Raw genomic sequence first — 22,241 nt, forward strand, 5'->3', positions numbered from 1 at the left:
GCGGAAATCCCGGCCGATCTGGTCACACGGCTCGGCGGCGCCGGAGTCGCCATCCAGGTCGATCATCTCGACTCCGAAGAGGTCCGAAGCTTGGCTCAGCGGATCCGAACTGAATATGGCGGTCTCGATGTGCTGGTCAACGACATCTGGGGTGCTGAGGTCCTGGAAGGTGGCCCAGCCGAGTGGAACACCCCTATCTGGGAGCACGACCTAGACAAAGGGCTGCGCATCCTGCGACTAGCCATTGACACTCATCTGATCACCTCGTACAGTCCGCTTCCGCTGCTAATCACCAAGCGTGGGGGTCTTCTCATTAAGGTCACCGATGGGACTACCAAATTCAACGCCACTGAGTACCGGATCTCGGTGTTCTACGACCTGGCCAAGGTCGCGGTCAATCGGTTGGCCTTTTCTCAAGGCCACGAACTGGAACCGCACGGAGTAACGGCGATCGCCATCACGCCTGCATGGCTACGGTCGGAGATGATGCTCGATAGCTTCGGAGTCACCGAAACCAACTGGCGCGACGCTTTGGACCCCGGCCTGGTCGGCGGATACCCAGACGCCCCCGCAGGTTTCGCTTTCTCGGAGTCACCCCGCTATGTCGGTCGGGCCGTAGCTGCGCTGGCAGCGGACCCTGACCGCGGGAAATGGAATCAGCAGTCGGTCAGCTCCGCTCAACTTGCCAGAGAGTACGGATTCACCGATATAGATGGTTTGCAGCCCGATGGCTGGAGCACGCACTAACCAGGTAGATTCTTTGACGCTGCCAAGTACACAGCTCCGAGCACGATCAAGTGCACGGAGGTGCCGGGGACTACAGCGACGTCAACGTCGGGCCTCGCGCAGCGCTCCATGCGCACCGCGGACCGGTCGCAGGAACAACCGGTCGCGACGATATAACGAGCCGAGGTCGGCAGCCGGCGAACGAATGGATCCGGGTCTTCGCGAAGGGCCCGGGCCGGGCTGTTGGAGTCGAGAGCGTTAAACTGCGCCGGCCCATCGACGTTCGCTGGTGGCGCGATGGATTTCCCGGGAACGTGCGTGAAGGTCAGCAGCCGGAATGCGCCGGACTTCACGAACTTGGACAGTGACGTCACGTGCCTCCGGCGGCGTGGCCCGCCTCTCCGTCGGGGAAACATCGGCAATCAGTCCCATGCCCGCGTATTCACGCACGGCGGCGATACCGGCAACAGCTGCGTTCTTGTTGTCAAAAGCCTTGGACACTGCCATCACGGTGCCATCCGGCGCAGTCAGACGGAACCTGAAATACGACTCCGCGTCAACGAACAGTTCGAACATTCCGGCCATAGCAATCCTCCCGGTCTGCGGGATCCGCCCCGGCGGCGTCGTTGCCACGGAGCAGACACGGACGCGCCCTTGCGTCCCCTTCCCGCTGGTTTTGTCCTGCAATCCAAATGATCAGTTCATCATGTGCTCAATGAGTCTCGCTCAAGACAGCCTGTGCCACAAGACCCCCGTTCGATCACCGACCCTGGAGAAGCCCCGGGACGACCGTCGCTGGGCTTCTCTATGCCGTCTAACGGCAGGGCCTACAGCTGCAGCGTCACCGGCCGCTTGAGGCCGTTCACGGTGGCAGCGGGCCAGCGGTCATCCACCGTCAGGACTTTCATGCCGGACGCGGTGAGCTGGACCGTGTCCTCGATCTTCACGCCGGGTCCTGACGGGTTCCAGGTGAACGGCTGGTTGAGGACGACGGTGTCGGTGGCTGCCGCGGTGACGCGCGGATCCCGCCCGGCATAGCCCGCCGGTCCGCCCTGGTGGTGCTGCTCCCACTGCTCCGCGCCGAAGCCGTGGCGGACGTAGGCCGCCTTGATCTCGCCGAAGACGAGGTCCAGCCGTGCACCGGGAACTGTTGCGTCAAAGATGTCCGCCTCCACGGCCGCGATGCGGGACTCGGCGTCGAGCTCTTCGGGGGTCCCGGCGTCGAAGCTTACCCAGCGGGTGATGTTCGCGACCAGGCCGTCCCGGCGGGCGCACACCACGGCCATGGCGCGGCGTCCGAGGGGCGCGTGCGTGGCCAGCGGGTGCCGGAAGTCGCTCCGGGAGATGCCGTTGCACAGGAGTACCAGCGGCTCCGCGCCCGCTCCAACCACGCGGCCGGCCAGGGCGGACACCAGTTCGAATTCGGTGGTGTCAGGTCGGGCGGTGGACAACACATCGGTCATGATGCCGGCCAGTTCCGCGCTGAGGTGGGCGTAGCGGGCGCTCTCGCCGGGCAGCAGTTGCTGCCGGGCAGCCCTCAATTCGGTGGCCACCGAGGCCTCGGTCAGCGGGGTGCCGGCGTGCACTCCGGAAGAATGTCCGACGGCGGCGGCAGCCTCGTGCAGGTTTCCGTACCAGGGCACGGTGTGGAGTGAGACGCCGGTGGGGAGCTCCTCGGCTGCAATCCGCCCGGCCTCGTTGTTGAACGTCACCAGGTGGTCGCCATCCCGGTCCACCAGCAGCGCGGCGATGGGATCGCCGGCCAGGCTGATGTGGACGCGGCTGCCGTCCAGGTACCAGGCCAGCGCCGTGTGCGTGGTGAGCAGCAACGAGTCCTGCCCCTTGGCGGCCAGAATGTCCAGGACCCGGCGCCGCTTGATGGCACGGTCCGGGATGGAGGCGGGCGGCGTGCGGCGGCCCTGGTCCGCAAAGGTGGCGGCTTCAGTCAGCTGCGACGGCGGCGTAGCAGCGGTTGTTGTCTGGCTCATGAGTTGTCCCCCTGTGTATTGATCAATGTCTCAATGTCTTCCGTACCCAAAATCCCGTCGGCAATGAACACGGTCACGCTGCGGCGAACCGGGGCGCCGGGTTCGGCGATGACCGGCGCGTCCCAGGCCAGCGACTGGCCAACTCCCGCGTATCCGTCCACCCGGACGAACCACGGGTCCGTTGAACCCGCCGCGGCGACGAACACGAGCGTGGCCGCGCCGTCGCGAACGGCGCCAACGCGAGTGCCGCCGTCGAACGTTCCCCCCGTGAACCCGCCCGACCAGGCGAGCCACGGCGTTACACTCCCGTGCACGGCGGACTCACCCACCCCCGAAGGCGTCCAGACGCGCGCCCCGGAACATTCGGGAAGGCGCCAGAAGAACCCGCCGTAACCGCCCCCAACACGGCCGTTGGAACCCGGACTTCCCAGGCTCACCGGCTGATTGCCGGCAGGGGAGAGTGCAAAGTCCAGGGTGAGGCGCCAGGCGGAAGGCCCGACGGCGGCCCACGTCCAGGTGCGCTGTTCGGTCAGGATGGGAGCGCCGTCGGGCCCGTTCCAGGACAGGTTCTCGGTCAGCTCGCCCTCGGCGGCGGACGGTTCGCCGGGAGACGGTCCGCCAGCCCGGACGATGCTGCCGTGGTCGGGGCGCCAGACGTACTCGCCGGCCGCCCGGGTGTGTGTCTTGCGGGCCGCGGGAATCCATCGGCCCTTCCCCGCATGACCGGCCCTGCCCCGCATGATCGGCCCTTCCCCGCATGACCGGTCCTGCCCCGCATGACCGGTGCTGCCCCGCATGACCGGTGCTGCCCCGCATGACCGGTGCTGCCCCGCACCGTTCGTGCGGGGCAGGGCAGCTGTTGTTCCCGGGCGGAGGCGTGGTGGGACCGTTGCCTGCCCAGTCACATGCACAGTTACATGCCCAGTGGCGCTGCCCAGTTGCCGTTCCGGCCGCCACTGCCGCCTTCCTGGTACTTACCGCAGCGTGTGCAGCGCCGGTAGCGGCCGCCGTCGTCCGTGGTTTGGATGTGCCAATCGTGGCGCAGGTTCATCTTGCACAGCAGGGTTTTGAGCATGATGTTCTTCGATCCAATAGCAGGGTCATCAGTCAGGCCTGATGTTTTGGTTGAGCCTGAAGAAGTTCGTGGGATCGTATGTGCGCTTGAGTGCCTTGAGCCGGTCGTATTTGGCGGCGCCATACGCGTGCCTGACGCGCTCCTGGCCCTCTTCCATGAGGAAGTTCACGTAGACGCTGGTGTGGTGGGGCGCCAGGGCTGACCAGTAGTCCCGCGCCCACTGGCGCTCGCCGTCAAAGCCGTCGGCGGTCTTGCTGTTGCCGTTGATGTTGAACGTGAACCCGGCCTGGCGGCCGTTGAACGCGGTAGCATCGTCGTCGATCCTGCCTACAGCTCCGCCCATCTGCCACAGGGCGACGCTGGTGACGGGCGAGCTGATGCGGCTGCCGTGCTCCACTACGACGTCGATGACGTCATCGCTGAGGGCCGCGACGTCACAGGACCTGACGTAGTAGTGCCAGCCGTGCGGGAACGATGGATCAAACGTCTTTTGATGCTCCAGAAACGGCTTGGGTCGGCAAAAATCGAGCACGGACGATCCGAATTCCTTCAGTGGCCGCAGGACCCGTTCGCCGTCCTCGACAGGTCCCGTGTAGCAGGCGGTGACCGCAATGACGAGCTTGCCCACCAGGTCTGGCGGCACGATCGGCAGTGCCGGGGCCCTCCGCTGCACGGCGATGGTCATAAGCTCGTCGGGGCAGTCCGCGATCCAGTCCCGGTAAAAGCGGAGCACTTCGGGGGCATCTTCCATCTGCCAGAAGACGGGACCGGCCATAACGTACGGGCCCACGGGGTTCAGCCGGAACTCGAAGTCGGTGACGATGCCGAAGTTCCCGCCGCCGCCCCGTACGCCCCAGAAGAGGTCGGTGTTCTGATGTTCGCTTGCCCGGACCAGCTCGCCGTCGGCGGTGACCACGTCCACGGACAGCAGCTGATCGATCGTGAGTCCGTATTTCCGCATGACCCAGCCGATGCCGCCGCCCAACGTCAGGCCCGCAACCCCGGTATGAGTGACGATTCCCGACGGAACGGCGAGGCCGAACTCCTGCGTCTCGCGATCGAGTTCGCCGAGCAGCACGCCGGCCTGGACACGGACCGTCCGTGCCTCGGGGTCCACCCGGATGCCTTTCATCGGGCCCAGATCGATGAGCAGGCCGTCGTCGCAGACGGACAGGCCGGGGAAGCTGTGACCGCCACCGCGCACGGCGGCCAGCAGGTCCTGCGACCGGGCCAGCCGGATGGCAGCGCGTACATCTGCGACGCCGGTGCAGCGGGCTATGAGGGCGGGACGGCGGTCAATCGACCCGTTCCACACCTTGCGGTGCTCGTCGTAGCCGGCATCATCCGGGCGGACGAGTTCGCCCCGAAAGGATGTCTGTAATTCGTCGACAGCAGCGCCGTCGATCTCCGTGCTTTGTGCCACTGGACTCACGGACCTCTCGCTCCTCCCAGCAGAGTCCCACACGTTCGGGGGAGCTGACAAGGGGAAACTGTGGGGTCTCGGAGGGTTCCATCAAGGGCGGGAGGAAGTGCTGGTTAGCGGCCCTTCTGACTGGCTAACCAACGCTTACATCGATGTGTTTTCAGCCGGCCCGGTGCTCTGCCGCACCACCAGTTCGGGGGTGAAGATGACGGCCCGGTGCTTCGGATTGTCGGATTCGAGTTCCTCCGCAAGCAGCTCGATGGCCGTGCGCCCCAGCGCCTCGGTGGGCTGCCGGATGGAGGAGAGTGGAACGACGGCGGAGACGGCAAAGTCGATGTCGTCGTAACCGATCAGAGCAATGTCCTCCGGGATCCGCAGCGTGTGCGTCATGGTCAGGGACTGCATCACGCCCAGGGCCAACAGATCGTTGGCGCAGAAAATGCCGTCCGGCAGGTCCGCGCGCCCCCGCTCCACCAGCAGGTTGCCAACGCTGCGGCCGGCCAGCACCGTCTGCTCGTCGGAATCGAGGACCTCCAGGGTGGCGTCGGGCTCCTCCTTCACTGCGCGTTCTGCGCCTTGAAGGCGGTCCGCCACCTGGCGGATGGAAGTGGGGCCGCCCACAAAGGCGAGCCGACGGCGGCCGGTGTCCAGCAGGTGCCGGGCAGCGAGGTAACCGCCGGCGTCGTCGTCCACTGAAACAGAGCTGTACTTGCTCTCATCGGCGAGCCGGTCCACCAGGACAGTGGGGACGCCGCGTTCGCGGAGCTGGTCGATGCGGGCGGTGACGTCGCCCACGGGCGAGATCAGGAGGCCTTGCACCCGCTGCTCCTGGAAAAGGTCGATGTAGTTCGATTCCCGGCTGGTGTTGTGGCCGCTGTCGCCCAACAGCACGGCGCTGCCCTGGAGCGCTGCGGCATCCTCCGCGGCACGGACCACCGACGTGAAGAAGGGGTTGCCGACGTCGAGCACGATCAGCCCGATGGTCCGGCTGTGGCCGGCGCGCAGCTGGCGGGCGGCGTCATTGCGGACGAAACCGAGTTCATCGATGGCCCGCAGCACCCGGTCCTTGGTCCGCTGCGAGACCCTGTCCGGATAGTTCAGGACGTTGGACACCGTGCCCACGGCCACCTGGGCATGGTTGGCAACATCCTTGACGCTGGCTGACCGCTTCATGTTTCTCCAAGCTCTCATACGTAGCGGGGTGCAAATTGCCTGATACCTGCTTGAGTTCAAGAGTACTTTGAATCGTAATAATGAATTGATTCAAGAAGGGGAAATCTCAGCGGAGTCGCGAATGAGGGCGTATTTTCGCTCGTCGGCCCAGCCCGGACTGAGCGATGAGTGCAGGCGGCGCCATGCGACTGTCTGGGCCGGAGATGCTCCAGGCCACCAAGGATGCCCCCCGGCTGGCACAACTGGACGCTGCTCCCTGGCCAGGACGGCCTGCTGGCGGGCGACGTGGAATGTGGCGATTTCGACGCAGTGTGCGGGCCCGGATGGCCGCCCGTGAAGGGGCCTCGACGCCGCAGACTTGAACTGCCACGGGGGCCCCCCGACGACGAGATTGACCGGACCGGACCGGACCGGAGCCGAACGCCATGCCGGCACTGATACCAGCTCCATGCGGGAGATTGACAGTACATATCCGAACGTGAACCGGTACCCCGGGGCACACCGGCCCAGCAGGAGCCGGGAGAATCACCCTTTGCCCGTGATCCCAAGGTTTTGCCGGGCCCCAACCAGCCGGATGAGCCGCCGGCACCCCTGGATCCGGACGGGGCGCCTCCGGGGATTGGAGGCCCAATAGCCAGAAGCAGCGCTTCCATTCCCCGAGGCGCCAATGGATGATCCAACACCGAGCCTCTTCCGGCCGGGCACTCTCTTCGGAGCCGGAAGCCTGATGCTAGGGGGGCTGATGGACCGGAACAATGCGTGAGCCCAAGTAAGAACAAAGAATCTCCGGGTTGGATCTCGCGAAATAGCGAGGTCCAATCCGGAGATATTTGCGTCGAAGTTGCCGGGCCGGGCTACGGCCGTCAGCCCTGTGTGGAGGCCCTGACCACCAGCTCGGGCGGAAACACCACTTGCTGGGGTTCAAAACCGACCTCTGGGCTCGCCTCCCGGATTAACAAGTCCAGGGCCGTGGACCCGATGAGTGCGCTTGGCTGGCGGATGGAGGACAGCGGTACCACGGCGGCCGCGGCAAACTCGATATCGTCGTAGCCGATCAAGGCAACTTCCTGGGGCACCCGCACGCCACCTGTCAGCATCAGACCCTGGAGGGCACCCACGGCTAGCAGATCGTTGGCGGCGAAGACCGCATCCGGACGCTCGGTGGGAGGCCGGCGCTGGATCATCTCACCTGCCCTCGTCCCTGAGAGCACAGTCAGGGATTCGGTCTCGATGACCTCCAGCGTGGCATTTGCCACCCCCAGGATGGCCTTGCACGCCCCGGACAGCCGGTCGGCCACCTGCCGGATGTTCACCGGCCCGCCCACGAACGCAATGCGCCGGCGGCCCAGGGACAGCAGGTGGCGCACCGCCATTTCACCGCCAGCCAGGTCATCCACGGCCACGGAGGAAAAGCTCCGGTTATCAGTCTGCCGATCCACGAGGACGGTGGGGATGCCCCGTCTGCGCAGCTGTTCCAACCGCGGGATGACGTTGCCGACCGGAGACAGCAGCACTCCCCGGACGCGCTGCTGTTCAAAGAGATCCAGATAGGCGGATTCCCGCGCCGCGTCCTCGTTGCTGTTGCCCACCAGCACGGTGAAATGCTCCGCGGCGGCCCGGTCTTCGGCACCTCTGGCCAGATCGGTGAAAAACGGATTCGCAGCATCCAGGACTACCAACCCGATGCTGTGGCTCATGCCGGCGCGCAGCTGCCGGGCGGCATCGTTGCGGACAAAGCCCAGCGCGTCGATGGCGGCCTGGACCCTCGCCAAGGCAGCTGTAGAGACCTTATCCGGGTGGTTAAGCACATTGGAAACCGTCCCCACGGACACGCCGGCCAGTGCCGCGACGTCCTTGACACTGGCTGAAACCATGTCCGAACTCCTCATCGTGGGTGGCGCAACAGTCTGCGCTTGCGGACAGTGCGACGCATAGGGCCCAGAATACCCGTGACATCGCTGATTTGAAACCTTTCAATGAAACGAATCAAAATCATGGACGCCTATCTCCCGCCTCTCTTGACGTGCATGGCTGGAGAAGCCTATGATTCAAATCACAGGAATTATGAAACGATTCATTATCATCGTCTTCCAGCCCCAAAGGTGCGGTCAATTTATGCAGCAGACAACCAGGTCACAACCCGGCTCCGGCCCCCCGGAGCGTGAGCGCAGGATGGCGCTCTCCTTGAAGCACGCAGCTAAGACGTTCGGCCCGGTGGTAGCCCTGGCCGACGGAACCATCGAAATCCTGGAAGGCGAGATTCATGCCCTGGTGGGCGAGAACGGCGCCGGTAAATCCACCCTGGTTAAGATCCTCGCCGGCCTGCACCACCCTGATTCGGGCGACTTCAGGGTCGACGGCGAGAGCGTCCAGTTCCGCAATGTCGCCGAGAGCAAAGCCGCCGGAATTTCCGTCATCTACCAGGAGCCCACGCTCTTTCCGGACCTGACCGTTGCGGAGAACATCTTTATCGGCCGCCAGCCCAAGGGCCGGTTCGGACTGATCAGCCGGGCCGCCATGGTCCGCGAGGCGGCCAAGCTTTTCGAGCGGCTCGGCGTCCCCATTGATCCGACGCGTATAGCCGAGGGCCTGTCCATCGCAGACCAGCAGATCATCGAGATCGCCAAGTCCATTTCGCTGGACGCCAAGGTGCTGGTGATGGATGAGCCGACGGCCGCGCTTAGCGGGGTGGAGGTGGACCGGTTGTTCGCCGTTGCCCGCAGTCTCCGGGATAAGGGAACCGGCATCCTGTTCATCTCACACCGCTTCGATGAGGTATTCGATCTCTGCGACCGGATCACCGTGATGCGGGACGGCCGGTACATCTCCACCCACCAGACTGTCGAAGTGACCGTTTCGCAGATTGTCCGCGAGATGGTTGGCCGGGACATCGGAGCGCTATTCCCCAAGACGCTTGCGGAAATAGGGGATGTGGTCCTGAAGGTGGACGGGCTCAGCCGGGCCGGGGTCTTCCGCGACATCAGCTTCGAGGTCCGCGCGGGGGAGATCGTCGCACTGGCCGGTCTGGTTGGCGCCGGCCGGACAGAGGTTGCCCGCGCCGTCTTCGGGATCGACCCCTACGACGCCGGCGATGTCAACTTCGAGGGCCGGAAACTCAAACCACGGGATCCTCAGGCTGCAATTACCGCCGGCATGGGCTTTGTCCCGGAGGACCGCCGCAAGCAGGGCCTGGTCATGAACCTTTCCGTGGCCCGCAACGTCACCCTCACGCTGCGCAACAAGTTCGCGACGGCGGGGCTCATCAACGGTGCCGCCGAACGCCGTGCAGCCCAGGACTGGAGCCGGCGGCTGCAGGTCAAGACCGGCTCGCAGGAGCACGCCGTCTCCACGCTCTCGGGCGGCAACCAGCAGAAGGTGGTGCTCGCCAAGTGGCTGGCCACCGACCCGCGGCTGCTGATCATTGATGAACCTACCCGCGGCATCGATGTCGGCACCAAGAGCGAGGTCCATCGGCTCATTTCAGACCTTGCGGGCCGGGGGATCGCCATTCTGATGATTTCCTCCGAATTGCCCGAAGTCCTCGGCATGGCAGACAGGGTACTGGTCATGCGCGAGGGCCGGATCACTGCCGAACTTGACCGCGCCGAGGCGAATCCCGAATCAGTTATGCACGCAGCAACTTCCGCAGGGGGGACCCCATGAGCTCCGCTCTGGACCACAAGAAAACCAAGACGACGACGACTCCCGCCGCTGGCAGGGGCGCCTTGGCCTCGGTGTTGCGGCTGCGCGAACTGCCCGTGCTGATCGCATTGGCACTCCTGGTACTCATCACCTACCTGAACAATCCGCTGTTTCTCTCGCCCCAGGGCGTAAAAGATCTGCTGCTGAACGCCACGATCATCATGATTCTGGCGGCTGGGCAGACACTGCTGATCATTACCCGGAACATCGACCTCTCCGTCGGGTCCATGCTTGGCTTAGTTGCCTTCGGCACGGGGTTCATCTTCTCGGCCATGCCTGATCTGCCGATCATCGCCGTCTTCGCGATCGGAATGGCATTCGGGGCGCTGCTGGGAGCCTTCAACGGGCTGCTGGTGACGGTAGCGAAAGTGCCCGCGCTGGTCATTACCCTCGGGACGCTCTACGTGTTCCGCGGCCTGAACAACGCCTGGGCAGGTGGCAAACAGTTCTTCGCCGGTGACCGGCCGGACGCCTTCGGCGCCCTCTCGGTGAACACCGTGCTGGGGTTCCCCATCATCACACTGCTGGCCATCGTCGTCGTCATCGCCGTGGCGGTGTACATGTCCGGCACCCGTCCGGGCCGGGACCTGTACGCCATCGGCTCGGACCCGGATGCGGCCACCGCGTTCGGCATTAAGGTATCCAAGCGCGTATTCCTGGCCTTCCTTGCCAACGGTGCACTGGCCGGTCTGGCCGGTGTGCTCTACGCCAGCCGATTCAACTCCGTCGGCGCAACCACCGGCGCCGGCATGGAACTGGACGTAGTCGCGGCAGCCGTCGTCGGAGGCGTGGCAATATTCGGCGGCAGCGGATCCGTGGCGGGAGCAGCCCTCGGCGCCGTTCTCCTGACAACCATCACCAGCTCCCTGACCGCACTGCGCGTGGACAAATTCTGGCAACAGGCCATAGTCGGCGTGCTGATCCTCACTGCCATCATCATCGACCGCGTGGCGAGCCTGCGCACAGCCAAGAAACTGCGGATAAGCGAGGCCCGGAATGTCTGAGACCACTTCGTCCACCAGCAGTGCATCAGCCCCTGTGACTGACAGCACCAAGCCCTTGGTCACGGAACCCAAAGGCAGGACCGGGGCGGCCAGGATCCTGGCGGGCCGCGACGCCCTGACCATCTACGCACTGGCCGCCTTCCTGATCTACGCAGCCATCGCCATCCCACGCTTCGCCTCTCCGGTTACTACCGGATTCCTGCTCCTGGATGTCATCCCGGTGCTGCTGATCGCGATGCCGATGACGCTCATCATCATCACGGGGGAAATCGATCTCTCCGTCGCCAGCACCGCCGGCCTGACCAGCGCCCTGATGGGCGTGCTCTGGGCTGGCGGCATGGATATCTGGCTAGTGCTGGTGATCAGCCTCCTGGCCGGGATCATCGCCGGAATGTTCAACGGATTTCTGATCGCCGTCCTTGGCTTGCCTTCACTGGCGGTCACGATCGGCACCCTGGCACTCTTCCGCGGCCTGGCCCTGGTGGTCATCGGAGATAACGCGGTGGCCAACTTCCCGAAGGCGCTGACCGCCTTCTTCACCTCCAAACTTGGCGGAACCGGCATCCCGACGGTGATGATCGGCGTCGTCCTGGTGATGATCTTCTTCGGGGTTCTGCTGCACTTAACGCCCTTCGGACGCGGCCTTTTCGCGATGGGATACAGCAAGGAAGCCGCAAGCTTTGTGGGCATCAAAGTGGCCCGCAGCAAATTCTGGCTCTATGTGGGATCCGGCGCAGTGTCAGCACTTGCCGGTATCTACTGGACGCTGCGCTACACCAGTGCCCGAAGCGACAACGCCTCGGGCCTGGAGCTGGCAGTCATTGCCGCCGTGCTGCTGGGCGGCGTATCGATCTTCGGCGGCAAAGGGTCCATCCCCGGCGTCATCGCCGGTGTCCTGCTGATCGGGACACTGAACTACGCCCTGCGGCTGGGACGGGTGTCCGACGTCGTCCTCATCACAGTGACCGGTCTGCTCCTGATCCTCTCCGTGGTGGCGCCGAGCATCGGCTCCGCCGTCAAAGAATGGCGGCACACCCGGCGCGTCCGCCGAAGCTTTAGCCAGAAATCGACCTGAACAACCGCTCACCAGCAACCGCGTCCGCACGGAACCGGATGCATTTACCGCACGAGGAAAAAGGAAGAACAATGATGTTGAACCGAAAGAACACAGGCCCGATCGGTCGTTTGGGGAGCCTGGTCGCGGTTACCGCCGTGGCTGCGCTGGCCCTGACCGCCTGCAATGGCGGCTCGGGATCTGCCGGCGGCGGCAGCCCCGCCGCGGGAGGGGACCAGAAAATCACCTTCATCCCCAAGCAGCTGAACAACCCGTACACGGACGTTGTCCTGGGCGGCGGCAAGGCAGGTGCCCAGGAGGCAGGCTTCGCCTCCTCTCAGGTCGTAGGCCCACTTGAGGCCTCGGCGTCCAGCCAGGTTTCCTTCATCAACGCCGAGACGCAGGCCGGCACGAATGTCATTGTGATCGCTGCCAATGACCCGGATGCCGTCTGCACCGCCCTGGGCGAAGCGCGTTCCGCCGGCGCCAAGATTGTCGCTTTCGACTCGGACGCCAACCCCGACTGCCGCGACCTGTTCATTAGCCAGGTGGTGGCAAAAGAAGTGGCTCTGATCCAGACGAAACTGATCGCCGAGCAGATCGGCGGCAGCGGCGAAATCGCCGTCCTGTCCGCCACCGCGAACGCCACCAACCAGAACGAATGGATCAAGTTTATGGAGGAGGAGCTGGCGTCCAACCCGGAGTACAAGGACATCAAGCTAGTGGCCAAGGTCTATGGCGATGACGACGACACCAAGTCCTTCCAGGAAGCGCAGGGTCTCATGCAGGCCCACCCGAACCTGAAGGGCATCATCTCTCCGACCACGGTCGGCATTGCCGCCACCGGCCGGTACCTCTCCACGTCCGCGTACAAGGGCAAGGTGGCGCTCACCGGGCTCGGCCTGCCCAATGAAATGCGCCCATTCGTGAAGGACGGGACCGTCAAGGAGTTCGCGCTCTGGGATCCGGCGCAGCTCGGCTACGTTGCAGCCTTCGCGGGAAAGGCCCTGGCGGACGGGAAGATCACCGGAGCAGTCGGGGACAAGTTCACTGCCGGTGAACTCGGCGAACGCACAATCGAAGAGGGCGGACTGGTCATCGTCGGCCCGCCGACGGTCTTCAACGCCGAAAACATCGACAAGTACCAGTTCTAGCGGATCGGCGTCCGGCCCGCGTTAGCGGTTTCCGGCACGCCGCTGCCGCTCCTATCCGCCGGGCAGGCGGTGCCGCACTACGGCCCGCCTGCCCGCCGGGGCTGACGCATTCCCTTGACTTTGCCTTGCCAAGAAAGACTCATCATGACGAACCAGAAACAATCCGCAGCCCGGCTGCAGCCGCATCGGAGGCGGCCCACCCGCATCGGATTGGTCTCCGGCGGGCTGGGCGCTTACTGGCCCCAGTTTCCGGAACTACTGCCCCAGCTGCAGGACTCCGTCCGCTACGTCACTGGCCGTTTCCAGGGACTCGACGCGGAAGTCATCGACACCGGCTTTATCTCCGACGCCCAGGAAGCCGGCGAGGCCGGTGAAAAGCTGCGCGTCGCTGACTGCGATCTGATCGTCATCTTCCTGACCACTTACCTGACCTCCTCCATGGTGCTGCCTATCGCCCAACGGGCCAAGACCCCCGTCCTCGTGATCGACCTGCAGCCCACCGAAGCGATGGACCACGCCAACTTCGACACCGGCAAGTGGCTCGCCTACTGCGGACAATGCCCGGTGCCCGAGGTCGCCAACGTCTTCCGCCGTGCCGGCATCGACTTCCGCTCCGTCTCCGGACACCTGAAGCAGGAATCCGCCTGGGAAAGGATCAACCAGTGGGTCCACGCAGCCGGCGTCCGCGCCCGGCTGCGGAACGCCCGGCACGGGCTCATGGGCCACCTGTATCCGGGCATGCTTGACGTCGCCACCGACCTGACCACCGTCTCCACGACCTTCGGTTCCCACGTGGAAGTGCTCGAATTCGATGACCTGCGCGAACGGGTCAACGCCGTCACCGAAGCGCAGGTGGCCGAACGCCTTGAGCTGGCGCGCGGACTTTTCGTGCTGGATGATTCGGTGAACGACGACGACTTCGCCTGGGGCGCCAAAGTATCTGTGGGTCTGGACCGCCTCGTAGAGGACTTTGACCTTGACTCGGTGGCCTATTACCATCGCGGGCTGGCCGGAGAACAGCATGAACGGCTGGGTGCCGGCATGATTCTGGGCTCCTCCATCCTCACTGCCCGCGGCATCCCCATGGCCGGCGAATTCGAATTGCGGACCTCCATCGCCATGCTCGCCGCGCAGGCCATCGGCGCCGGCGGTTCCTTCACCGAAATCCAGGCCCTGAACTTCTTCGACAACGTGGTGGAAATGGGTCACGACGGACCGGCGCATCTGGCCGTGTCCGCGCAGGACCCGCTGCTGCGCGGACTGGGTGTCTACCACGGCAAGCGCGGCTGGGGCGTCTCGGTCGAATTCGATGTGCGGCACGGACCCGTCACCACCTTCGGCCTCGGCCAGGACCCGGACGGCAGCTACGTCTTCATCACCTCCGAGGGCGAAGTAGTTCCCGGCCCGCTGCTGGCAATCGGCAACACCACCTCACGCGTGGACTTCGGCGGGGACCCCGGACTCTGGGTGGACCAATGGAGCCAGACCGGCATCGGCCACCACTGGGCGCTTTGCGTGGGTCACCGCGCGGCCGACATCAAGGCTGCAGCGTCCCTGCTGGGCATCGAACATCGGAACGTGGTGCTCTCATGAGCACCCGGCGCGTCTGCTTCCAGCTCCAGCTCAAACCCGGTCTCATCCAGGAATACACACAGCGCCACGCCGCCGTGTGGCCCGAAATGCTCGAAGCCCTGAAGTCCACCGGCTGGAACAACTATTCACTCTTCCTCCGCGCTGACGGGCTCCTGATCGGCTACTTCGAAACCGAGAACCTCTCTGAGGCCCAAACGCGGATGGCCGCCACGGAAGTCAACGCTCGCTGGCAGGCGGAAATGTCCGGTTTCTTCGAAGACCTCGATGGAGCCCCCGATGAGGGCTTCCTCCAACTCACAGAAGTATTCAACCTCGAGGACCAACTGGCCGCCGTGGCAGACCTCACCCACCCAGCATCCAAAGGAGACTGACGTGTCTATCCCCACCGACGTTTTGACCACGCTCGAACAACAGAGCATTGAACTGCCTTCCTGGGCCTTCGGCAACTCCGGTACCCGCTTCAAGGTGTTCGCCACACCCGGAACCCCGCGCACCATCGAAGAGAAACTCGCCGACGCCGCCCAGGTCAACGCCCTCACGGGCCTGGCCCCCGCAGTGGCCCTGCACATCCCTTGGGACAAAGTGGACGACTACGCTGCCCTGACGGACTACGCCGCCGGCCTGGGCGTGAAACTGGGAACGGTCAACAGCAACACTTTCCAGGACGACGACTACAAGTTCGGCAGCCTCACGCACAGCGACCCGGCCGTGCGCCAGAAGGCCGTGGACCACATGTATGAGTGCCTTGAGGTCATGAACCAGACCGGTTCGCAGGATCTGAAGGTCTGGCTCGCGGACGGTACCAACTACCCGGGGCAGGGCAATATGCGCTCCCGCCAGGATTGGCTGGGTGAATCCCTGCGCAAGGTCTACGACCGGCTCGGCGAGGAACAGCGGATGGTGCTGGAATACAAATTCTTCGAGCCAGCTTTCTACCACACCGATGTTCCGGACTGGGGTACCTCCTACGTGCACTGCCTGGCGCTGGGCGACAAGGCGATGGTCTGCCTGGACACCGGCCACCACGCGCCGGGCACGAACATAGAGTTCATCGTGGCGCAGCTCCTGCGCCTGGGCAAGCTCGGTTCGTTCGACTTCAACTCGCGCTTCTACGCCGATGACGACCTGATTGTCGGCGCAGCGGATCCGTTCCAGTTGTTCCGGATCATGGCCGAAGTGGTCCGCGGAGGTGGACTGGAGCCAGCCGCCGGTGTGGCGTTCATGCTGGACCAGTGCCACAACATCGAGGGGAAAATCCCGGGCCAGATCCGCTCCGTGCTTAACGTGCAGGAAATGACGGCACGGGCACTGCTGGTGGACACCGTCGCCCTGGAGGCAGCGCAGAACTCCGGCGACGTGCTGGCCGCGAACGCGGTGCTGATGGACGCGTTCTACACCGATGTCCGCCCCGACCTGGCCGAATGGCGTGAATCCCGCGGCCTGCCCGCGGACCCGATGGGCGCCTTCGCCGCCAGCGGATACCAGGAAAAAATCAATACCGAACGCCAAGGCGGACACCAGGCCGGATGGGGAGCGTAAGACCATGACGAATCCAACAATTGACCAACTGATTTCCCGTTCCAACCGCCTCGGCGCGGACAAGCGGAACACCAACTTCGCCGGCGGCAACACCTCGGCCAAGGGCACCGAGAAGGACCCGGTCACTGGCGAGGACGTCCAGCTGCTCTGGGTCAAGGGCTCCGGCGGGGACCTGGGCACACTAACGGCCGGGAACCTCGCCGTGCTGCGCCTGGACCGGCTGAACTCCCTGAAGAACGTGTACCCGGGTGTTGAGCGCGAAGACGAGATGGTGGCCGCGTTTGATTATTGCCTGCACGGCAAGGGCGGCGCCGCGCCGTCGATCGATACTGCGATACATGGCCTGGTGGATGCCGCGCACGTGGATCACCTGCACCCGGACTCCGGGATCGCCATTGCCACCGCCGTGGACGGCGAGGCCCTGACCGCCAAGATCTTCGGCAACAAGGTTCTCTGGGTGCCGTGGCGCCGTCCCGGTTTCCAGCTTGGCCTGGACATCGCCGCGATCAAGGACGCCAACCCGCAGGCCATCGGCACCATCCTTGGCGGCCACGGCATCACGGCCTGGGGCGCCACCAGCGAAGAGGCCGAGGCCAATTCGCTGTGGATCATCGAGCAGGCCGAAAATTACATCAAGGACAACGGCAAAGCCGAACCCTTCGGCGCCAAGCTGCCCGGCTACGGCGCGCTGCCGGAGGCTGAGCGGCGCGCCAAAGCCGCCGCGCTGGCCCCGGTGATCCGCGGGCTGGCGTCCACGGACAAACCGCAGCTGGGGCACTTCAGCGATGACGCCGTCGTGCTTGATTTCCTGGCAGCGGCCGAGCATCCGCGGCTGGGTGCGCTGGGCACGTCCTGCCCGGATCATTTCCTGCGCACCAAGGTCAAGCCGCTGATCCTGGACCTGCCTGCGGACGCCTCGATCGAGGATTCCATCGCCCGGCTGCGGGAACTCCATGCCGCGTACCGGGAGGACTACCAGGCCTACTACGACCGCCACGCGGACGAGGCCAGCCCCGCCCTGCGCGGTGCGGACCCGGCCATTGTGCTGGTCCCGGGTGTGGGCATGTTCTCGTACGGTGCGAACAAGCAGACCGCCCGCGTTGCCGGCGAGTTCTACCTCAACGCCATCAACGTGATGCGCGGCGCCGAGGCGATCTCCACCTACGCCCCGATCGAGGAGTCCGAGAAGTTCCGGATCGAATACTGGTCCCTCGAGGAAGCCAAGCTCGCGCGCCTCCCGAAGCCCAAGTCGCACGCCTCCCGCATCGCGCTGGTTACCGGCGCGGCGTCGGGCATCGGCAAGGCGATTGCCACGCGTTTGGCGTCCGACGGCGCGTGCGTCGTCATTGCCGACCTGAACCTGGAGAACGCCCAGGCCGTCGCCGCCGAACTCGGCGGCGCGGACGTCGCCATCGGCGTCCAGTCCGACGTCACCGACGAAGCCCACGTTTCGGCCGCGATCGATGCCGCGGTGCTGGCGTTCGGCGGCCTGGACCTGGTGGTCAACAACGCCGGCCTGTCCATCTCCAAACCGCTGCTGGAAACCACCGAAAAGGACTGGGACCTGCAGCACAACGTCATGGCCAAGGGCTCCTTCCTGGTCTCGAAGGCCGCAGCGAAGGTCATGATCGCCCAGGACATGGGCGGGGACATCATCTACATCTCCTCCAAGAACTCCGTGTTTGCCGGCCCGAACAACATCGCCTACTCCGCCACCAAGGCTGACCAGGCCCACCAGGTCCGGCTCCTCGCGGCAGAACTGGGCGAATACGGCATCCGCGTCAACGGCATCAACCCCGACGGCGTGGTCCGCGGCTCCGGGATCTTCGCCGGCGGCTGGGGCGCCAAGCGCGCCGCGGTCTACGGCGTGGACGAGCAGGAACTGGGCAAGTACTACGCCCAGCGCACCCTGCTCAAGCGCGAAGTCCTGCCCGAGCACGTGGCCAACGCAGCCGCGGTCCTCACCAGCAACGAACTGTCACACACCACCGGACTCCACATCCCCGTGGACGCCGGAGTGGCAGCCGCCTTCCTTCGATGAGCACAACCAACAACGGTATCGACGGCGGCGGTACTTCCGCCCGCAACGTGTTCGCCGCCGTCGACATCGGCGCGTCCTCCGGCCGGGTCATCCTGGGCCGGGTTACCGGCTCTGGCGTGGAGCTGGAAACGGTGCACCGTTTTCCCAATGGCGTGGTGGAGCTCGACGGCGGCCTCCGCTGGGATTTCGACGCACTGTTCGCCGAGGTGCTGGCGGGCCTGACTGCCGCCGCCACCGTGGCGGCGCTGCAGGACGAAACCATCACCAGCATCGGGATCGATACTTGGGCCGTGGATTACGGCCTGGTCAACAAGGCTGGCGAACTCACGGCCCAGCCGTACAGCTACCGTGATGACCGCAGCCGCGCCGCCGTCGCGCCCGTGCACCAGAAACTGGACCCTGCCCGGCTGTACGGCACCACGGGGCTGCAGTTCCTGCAGTTCAACACGCTGTACCAACTGGCCACGGAGCAGGATCTGGACGGTCTGCAGGCGCTGCTGATCCCGGATCTCATCGCCTTTTTGCTGACGGGACAGCGCCGCACGGAATCCACCAACGCCTCCACGACGGGCCTGTTCGACGCCGTCGCGGGGGAGTGGGCCACCGAATTCCTCACCGCCCTGGGGCTGCGGAAAGACCTGTTCCCGCCGCTGATCGAGCCCGGCGAAACGATTGGCACCCTGCTGCCGGAGGTCGCGTCCAGGGTGGGACTGCCGGCCGGCGCCAAGGTGGTGGCCGTCGGCTCGCACGACACCGCCTCCGCCGTCGCCGCCGTCCCCGCCCAGGAGGAGAACTTCGCGTACATCTCCTCCGGCACCTGGTCGCTGGTGGGGCTGGAACTGAACCATCCCGTCCTGACCGAGGCCAGCCGCGAAGCGAACTTCACCAACGAACGCGGCGTGGACGGCACCATCCGCTACCTGCGCAACATGGGCGGGCTCTGGCTGCTCAGCGAATGCCAGCGGACCTGGGCGGCCGAAGGCTACACTCCGGAACTCACTGATCTGCTCGACGCCGCAGCGGCGCTGCCCCCGGGCGGACCGCAGATCAACCCCGACGATTCCGCCTTCATCGCCCCGGACAACATGCCCCACCGCATCCGCGCAACGATCCGCCATTCCGGGGACCTCCTGCCCGATGACCCAGCGGCCATCACCCGCTGCATCATGGACAGCCTCGCCGCCTGCTACGCGCGGGCCATCGCGGACGCCGAACGCCTCGCCGACCGCACCGTGGACGTGGTCCATGTCGTGGGCGGCGGCTCCCAGAACAGGCTGCTCTGCCAGCTCACGGCCGACACCACCGGCCAGAAGGTGGTGGCAGGACCTGCGGAAGCGACCGCCGTCGGGAATGTCCTGGTCCAGGCCCGTGCCGCCGGGCATATCAGCGGAGGACTCACAGAACTGCGCCGCCTGGTGGTTTCATCGCACGAGCTGCAGACGTTCACGCCGCAGCTCTCCCGCCTGTAACCACCAACCACACAGCGCCCACGACCCAGCGCCCACCTCCAGCGCGAAAGGACACTTGCGGCCCCAACCGGAGGGCCCCAAGTGTCCCTTCGCGCTCAAAGAAGGTGCCGCCGGACAGCAGCATGCCCCTCTTAGACCTTCCCCTTGACCAGCTCCGCGGCTACGCCCCGCGGGTCACGCCGCCCGCCGATCTGCAGGACTTCTGGGACGCCACGCTCGACGAGGCCCGGACGTTCCCCGCTCAACGCCACGTTCGGGCCTGTTGAGAACCACTTATCGGTCATCGACACGTTTGACGTGACGTTCGCCGGCTATGGCGGCGCACCCATCAAGGGCTGGCTGCACCTCCCGGCGAACTGTAGCGCCGGGACCCGGCTGCCCGTGGTTGTTCATTACATCGGCTACTCGGGCGGCCGCGGCCTGGTCAACCAGGACACCAAGTGGGCGCAGGCCGGCCATGCGCAGTTCATCATGGACACCCGCGGCCAGGGCTACGGCGGGATCCTCGGCGAGACGGCGGATCCCCACCCGTCCGCGGGCGAGGTGGCCTACGCGGGGCTGCTGACCAGGGGCGCCGGCAGCCGCGAGGACTACTACTACTACTACTACTACTACTACTACTACTACCGCCGCGTGTACGTGGACGCGTTCCGTGCGGTGGACGATGTCTGCCCGCCGTCCACCGTGTTCGCCAGCTTCAATGCCTACGGCGCCGACTCCGCGGCACAAAAGGAGATCGAGGTCTACCGGTTCAACAACCACGAGGGCGGCCAGGAGCACCACTGGATCAGGCAGCTGCAGTACCTCCGCGAGCTCCTGGCCTGACACCCAAGTGACCAAGTAGGTAGCGCCATCTGTCGTTTTGGACGCTCAAAACGACAGATAGCGCTACTCAGTTGGGGGGACGAGGCGACTGACTTAAGCCCGGATTTCCATGTGTGACGGCCGAGATTTTGCGGCGGTCGCAGCCCGCGGTTATGGTTTGCCTATGACAATCCGTTGGTATGCGTATTTTTCGTTGGCTCTGGAGGAGCCCGCGTCTAACTGACACGCATCCATCTTCCTTCAGAGCCAACAGGGCAGAGATCATTCTCTGCCCTTCGCCATTTCTCCGGCGGGTTCTGATCTGGGCCCGCTTCCTATCTGGAACAGGACCCGAACATGAGCACCGCGACAGCCACTCCCTCGAAATCCACGTCCAATCTGCGCGTCGGCGAATTCACGCCGCTGCCCTCGCCCCAGGAGCTCATCGCCGAGCTGCCCCTGGACGCCCGGGTGACGGACGTCGTCGAGCGTGGCCGCGACGAAGTCCGGGCCATCATGGACGGCGTGGACGACAGGCTGCTGGTCATCGTGGGCCCCTGCTCCATCCACGATCCCAAGGCTGGACTGGAATACGCCCGCCGCCTGGTCAGCCAGGCAGAAAAGCACCGCGACGACCTCCTGATCGTGATGCGCACCTACTTCGAAAAGCCCCGCACGACGGTGGGCTGGAAGGGCCTGATCAACGATCCTCGCCTGGACGGCAGCCACGACATGGTCACCGGGCTCCGGACCGCCCGGGAATTCCTGCAGCAGGTCACCGCGCTGGGACTGCCCACGGCCACCGAATTCCTGGAACCCATCAGCCCCCAGTACATGGCGGACCTCATCTCGTGGGGAGCCATCGGGGCGCGCACCACCGAGAGCCAGATCCACCGCCAGCTTGCCTCCGGTCTCTCCATGCCCATCGGCTTCAAGAACGGGACCGACGGCGACCTCCAGGTCGCGCTCGACGCGTGCGGCGCCGCCGCTGCCGCCCAGGCATTCCTGGGGATCGACGGCGACGGCCGGGCCGCGCTGGTGGCCACCGCCGGGAACCCGGACACCCACATCATCCTCCGGGGTGGACGGAAGGGGCCCAATTACTCAGCGGCCGACGTCGAAAGCGCCTCCGCCAAGCTCGCCGGCAAGGGGCTCAACCCCCGGCTGATCGTGGACGCCAGCCACGCCAACAGCGGCAAGAGCCACCACCGGCAGGCGGAAGTGGCACTGGAAATCGGCGCACAGCTGGAGGACGGCGGCGAGGCGGCACAGGCCATCGCGGGTGTCATGCTGGAGAGCTTCCTGGTGGGCGGTGCCCAGAACCTGGATGTCACCGAGCATGCGGCGGGCCGGGCGGAACTGGTCTACGGGCAGAGTGTCACGGACGCGTGCATGGATTGGGACGTATCCGTTTCGGTCCTCGATCAGCTCGCGGCGTCCGCCAGGAAGCGCCGGACCGCTTAATGATTGCCCGGATGACTTTCACTACAGCCCCA

At 65.2% G+C, this 22,241-nt stretch carries 20 protein-coding genes; 13 read left to right on the top strand and 7 right to left on the bottom strand.

Translation table 11 applies throughout. The features are described 5' to 3' along the window. Positions 1-18: 18 nt before the first annotated feature. Complete coding sequence (locus ACVWY0_RS08395) at positions 19-747, top strand: SDR family oxidoreductase (RefSeq protein WP_485836372.1); 729 nt, start codon at positions 19-21, stop codon at positions 745-747. A gap of 237 nt (positions 748-984) precedes the next feature. Here ACVWY0_RS08395 and ACVWY0_RS08400 read toward each other — a convergent pair whose 3' ends face one another. The 7 genes from ACVWY0_RS08400 to ACVWY0_RS08430 form a co-directional block, all read right to left on the bottom strand. Continuing rightward, positions 985-1,311: a YegP family protein gene (locus ACVWY0_RS08400; RefSeq protein WP_485836286.1), complete on the bottom strand. Its 327-nt coding sequence runs from the start codon at positions 1,309-1,311 to the stop codon at positions 985-987. 242 nt (positions 1,312-1,553) lie between these two features. After that, on the bottom strand, positions 1,554-2,714 hold the full coding sequence (locus ACVWY0_RS08405; RefSeq protein WP_485836287.1) for a M24 family metallopeptidase: 1,161 nt from the start codon (positions 2,712-2,714) through the stop codon (positions 1,554-1,556). Continuing rightward, positions 2,711-3,454, bottom strand: coding sequence for a DUF6807 family protein (locus ACVWY0_RS08410; protein WP_485836288.1), 744 nt, complete (start codon positions 3,452-3,454; stop codon positions 2,711-2,713). The genes ACVWY0_RS08405 and ACVWY0_RS08410 overlap by 4 nt, the downstream gene beginning before the upstream one ends. 173 nt (positions 3,455-3,627) lie before the next feature. Beyond that, positions 3,628-3,789 carry a hypothetical protein gene (locus ACVWY0_RS08415; protein WP_167349835.1) on the bottom strand — a complete coding sequence of 54 codons (162 nt, stop codon included), beginning with the start codon at positions 3,787-3,789 and terminating at the stop codon, positions 3,628-3,630. Between the two features lie 28 nt (positions 3,790-3,817). Continuing rightward, positions 3,818-5,221 (bottom strand): FAD-binding oxidoreductase, encoded by a 1,404-nt coding sequence (locus tag ACVWY0_RS08420; protein ID WP_485836289.1) that lies wholly within the window; start codon positions 5,219-5,221, stop codon positions 3,818-3,820. Between the two features lie 135 nt (positions 5,222-5,356). Next, entirely contained in the window at positions 5,357-6,385 is a 1,029-nt protein-coding gene (locus ACVWY0_RS08425; protein ID WP_485836290.1) for a LacI family DNA-binding transcriptional regulator, read from the bottom strand. A gap of 863 nt (positions 6,386-7,248) precedes the next feature. Next, positions 7,249-8,259: a LacI family DNA-binding transcriptional regulator gene (locus tag ACVWY0_RS08430; RefSeq protein ID WP_485836291.1), complete on the bottom strand. Its 1,011-nt coding sequence runs from the start codon at positions 8,257-8,259 to the stop codon at positions 7,249-7,251. A gap of 298 nt (positions 8,260-8,557) precedes the next feature. Between ACVWY0_RS08430 and ACVWY0_RS08435 the strand changes: the two genes are divergently transcribed. From ACVWY0_RS08435 to ACVWY0_RS08490, 12 genes are all read left to right on the top strand, one after another. Then, positions 8,558-10,048 (top strand): sugar ABC transporter ATP-binding protein, encoded by a 1,491-nt coding sequence (locus ACVWY0_RS08435; protein WP_485836373.1) that lies wholly within the window; start codon positions 8,558-8,560, stop codon positions 10,046-10,048. Next, positions 10,045-11,091, top strand: coding sequence for an ABC transporter permease (locus ACVWY0_RS08440; RefSeq protein WP_485836292.1), 1,047 nt, complete (start codon positions 10,045-10,047; stop codon positions 11,089-11,091). Before ACVWY0_RS08435 ends, ACVWY0_RS08440 begins: the two co-directional genes overlap by 4 nt. A gap of 34 nt (positions 11,092-11,125) precedes the next feature. After that, entirely contained in the window at positions 11,126-12,166 is a 1,041-nt protein-coding gene (locus ACVWY0_RS08445) for an ABC transporter permease (RefSeq protein ID WP_485836293.1), read from the top strand. A gap of 71 nt (positions 12,167-12,237) precedes the next feature. Beyond that, a complete protein-coding gene (gene rhaS, locus ACVWY0_RS08450) occupies positions 12,238-13,299 on the top strand; it encodes a rhamnose ABC transporter substrate-binding protein (protein WP_485836294.1) in 1,062 nt (353 codons plus the stop codon). A 144-nt stretch (positions 13,300-13,443) separates the two neighbouring features. Beyond that, positions 13,444-14,892, top strand: a complete 1,449-nt coding sequence (locus tag ACVWY0_RS08455; RefSeq protein WP_485836295.1) for an arabinose isomerase — start codon at positions 13,444-13,446, stop codon at positions 14,890-14,892. Beyond that, entirely contained in the window at positions 14,889-15,263 is a 375-nt protein-coding gene (locus tag ACVWY0_RS08460) for an L-rhamnose mutarotase (RefSeq protein ID WP_485836296.1), read from the top strand. The genes ACVWY0_RS08455 and ACVWY0_RS08460 overlap by 4 nt, the downstream gene beginning before the upstream one ends. A 1-nt stretch (position 15,264) precedes the next feature. After that, positions 15,265-16,431, top strand: a complete 1,167-nt coding sequence (gene rhaI, locus ACVWY0_RS08465; protein WP_485836297.1) for an L-rhamnose isomerase — start codon at positions 15,265-15,267, stop codon at positions 16,429-16,431. 4 nt (positions 16,432-16,435) lie between these two features. Next, positions 16,436-18,472, top strand: coding sequence for a bifunctional aldolase/short-chain dehydrogenase (locus tag ACVWY0_RS08470; RefSeq protein WP_485836298.1), 2,037 nt, complete (start codon positions 16,436-16,438; stop codon positions 18,470-18,472). Then, positions 18,469-19,941 carry a rhamnulokinase gene (locus ACVWY0_RS08475; RefSeq protein WP_485836299.1) on the top strand — a complete coding sequence of 491 codons (1,473 nt, stop codon included), beginning with the start codon at positions 18,469-18,471 and terminating at the stop codon, positions 19,939-19,941. Before ACVWY0_RS08470 ends, ACVWY0_RS08475 begins: the two co-directional genes overlap by 4 nt. A gap of 122 nt (positions 19,942-20,063) precedes the next feature. Then, positions 20,064-20,207, top strand: coding sequence for an acetylxylan esterase (locus ACVWY0_RS08480; protein WP_485836300.1), 144 nt, complete (start codon positions 20,064-20,066; stop codon positions 20,205-20,207). Between the two features lie 31 nt (positions 20,208-20,238). Further along, on the top strand, positions 20,239-20,766 hold the full coding sequence (locus ACVWY0_RS08485) for an acetylxylan esterase (RefSeq protein ID WP_485836301.1): 528 nt from the start codon (positions 20,239-20,241) through the stop codon (positions 20,764-20,766). Between the two features lie 336 nt (positions 20,767-21,102). Then, positions 21,103-22,209 (top strand): 3-deoxy-7-phosphoheptulonate synthase, encoded by a 1,107-nt coding sequence (locus ACVWY0_RS08490; RefSeq protein ID WP_485836302.1) that lies wholly within the window; start codon positions 21,103-21,105, stop codon positions 22,207-22,209. Positions 22,210-22,241 lie beyond the last annotated feature (32 nt).

The sequence above is a fragment of the Arthrobacter sp. UYNi723 genome, from assembly GCF_054057635.1.

What these genes read in the sequence shown, in the direction of transcription:
- ACVWY0_RS08400 (WP_485836286.1), bottom strand. Translation starts at nt 1,311, where the DNA reads ATGGCCGGAATGTTCGAACTGTTCGTTGACGCGGAGTCGTATTTCAGG.
- ACVWY0_RS08405 (WP_485836287.1), bottom strand. Translation starts at nt 2,714, where the DNA reads ATGAGCCAGACAACAACCGCTGCTACGCCGCCGTCGCAGCTGACTGAA.
- ACVWY0_RS08410 (WP_485836288.1), bottom strand. Translation starts at nt 3,454, where the DNA reads ATGCGGGGCAGGGCCGGTCATGCGGGGAAGGGCCGATGGATTCCCGCG.
- ACVWY0_RS08415 (WP_167349835.1), bottom strand. Translation starts at nt 3,789, where the DNA reads ATGCTCAAAACCCTGCTGTGCAAGATGAACCTGCGCCACGATTGGCAC.
- ACVWY0_RS08425 (WP_485836290.1), bottom strand. Translation starts at nt 6,385, where the DNA reads ATGAAGCGGTCAGCCAGCGTCAAGGATGTTGCCAACCATGCCCAGGTG.
- ACVWY0_RS08430 (WP_485836291.1), bottom strand. Translation starts at nt 8,259, where the DNA reads ATGGTTTCAGCCAGTGTCAAGGACGTCGCGGCACTGGCCGGCGTGTCC.
- ACVWY0_RS08435 (WP_485836373.1), top strand. Translation starts at nt 8,558, where the DNA reads ATGGCGCTCTCCTTGAAGCACGCAGCTAAGACGTTCGGCCCGGTGGTA.
- ACVWY0_RS08440 (WP_485836292.1), top strand. Translation starts at nt 10,045, where the DNA reads ATGAGCTCCGCTCTGGACCACAAGAAAACCAAGACGACGACGACTCCC.
- rhaS (WP_485836294.1), top strand. Translation starts at nt 12,238, where the DNA reads ATGATGTTGAACCGAAAGAACACAGGCCCGATCGGTCGTTTGGGGAGC.
- ACVWY0_RS08455 (WP_485836295.1), top strand. Translation starts at nt 13,444, where the DNA reads ATGACGAACCAGAAACAATCCGCAGCCCGGCTGCAGCCGCATCGGAGG.
- ACVWY0_RS08460 (WP_485836296.1), top strand. Translation starts at nt 14,889, where the DNA reads ATGAGCACCCGGCGCGTCTGCTTCCAGCTCCAGCTCAAACCCGGTCTC.
- ACVWY0_RS08470 (WP_485836298.1), top strand. Translation starts at nt 16,436, where the DNA reads ATGACGAATCCAACAATTGACCAACTGATTTCCCGTTCCAACCGCCTC.
- ACVWY0_RS08475 (WP_485836299.1), top strand. Translation starts at nt 18,469, where the DNA reads ATGAGCACAACCAACAACGGTATCGACGGCGGCGGTACTTCCGCCCGC.
- ACVWY0_RS08480 (WP_485836300.1), top strand. Translation starts at nt 20,064, where the DNA reads ATGCCCCTCTTAGACCTTCCCCTTGACCAGCTCCGCGGCTACGCCCCG.
- ACVWY0_RS08490 (WP_485836302.1), top strand. Translation starts at nt 21,103, where the DNA reads ATGAGCACCGCGACAGCCACTCCCTCGAAATCCACGTCCAATCTGCGC.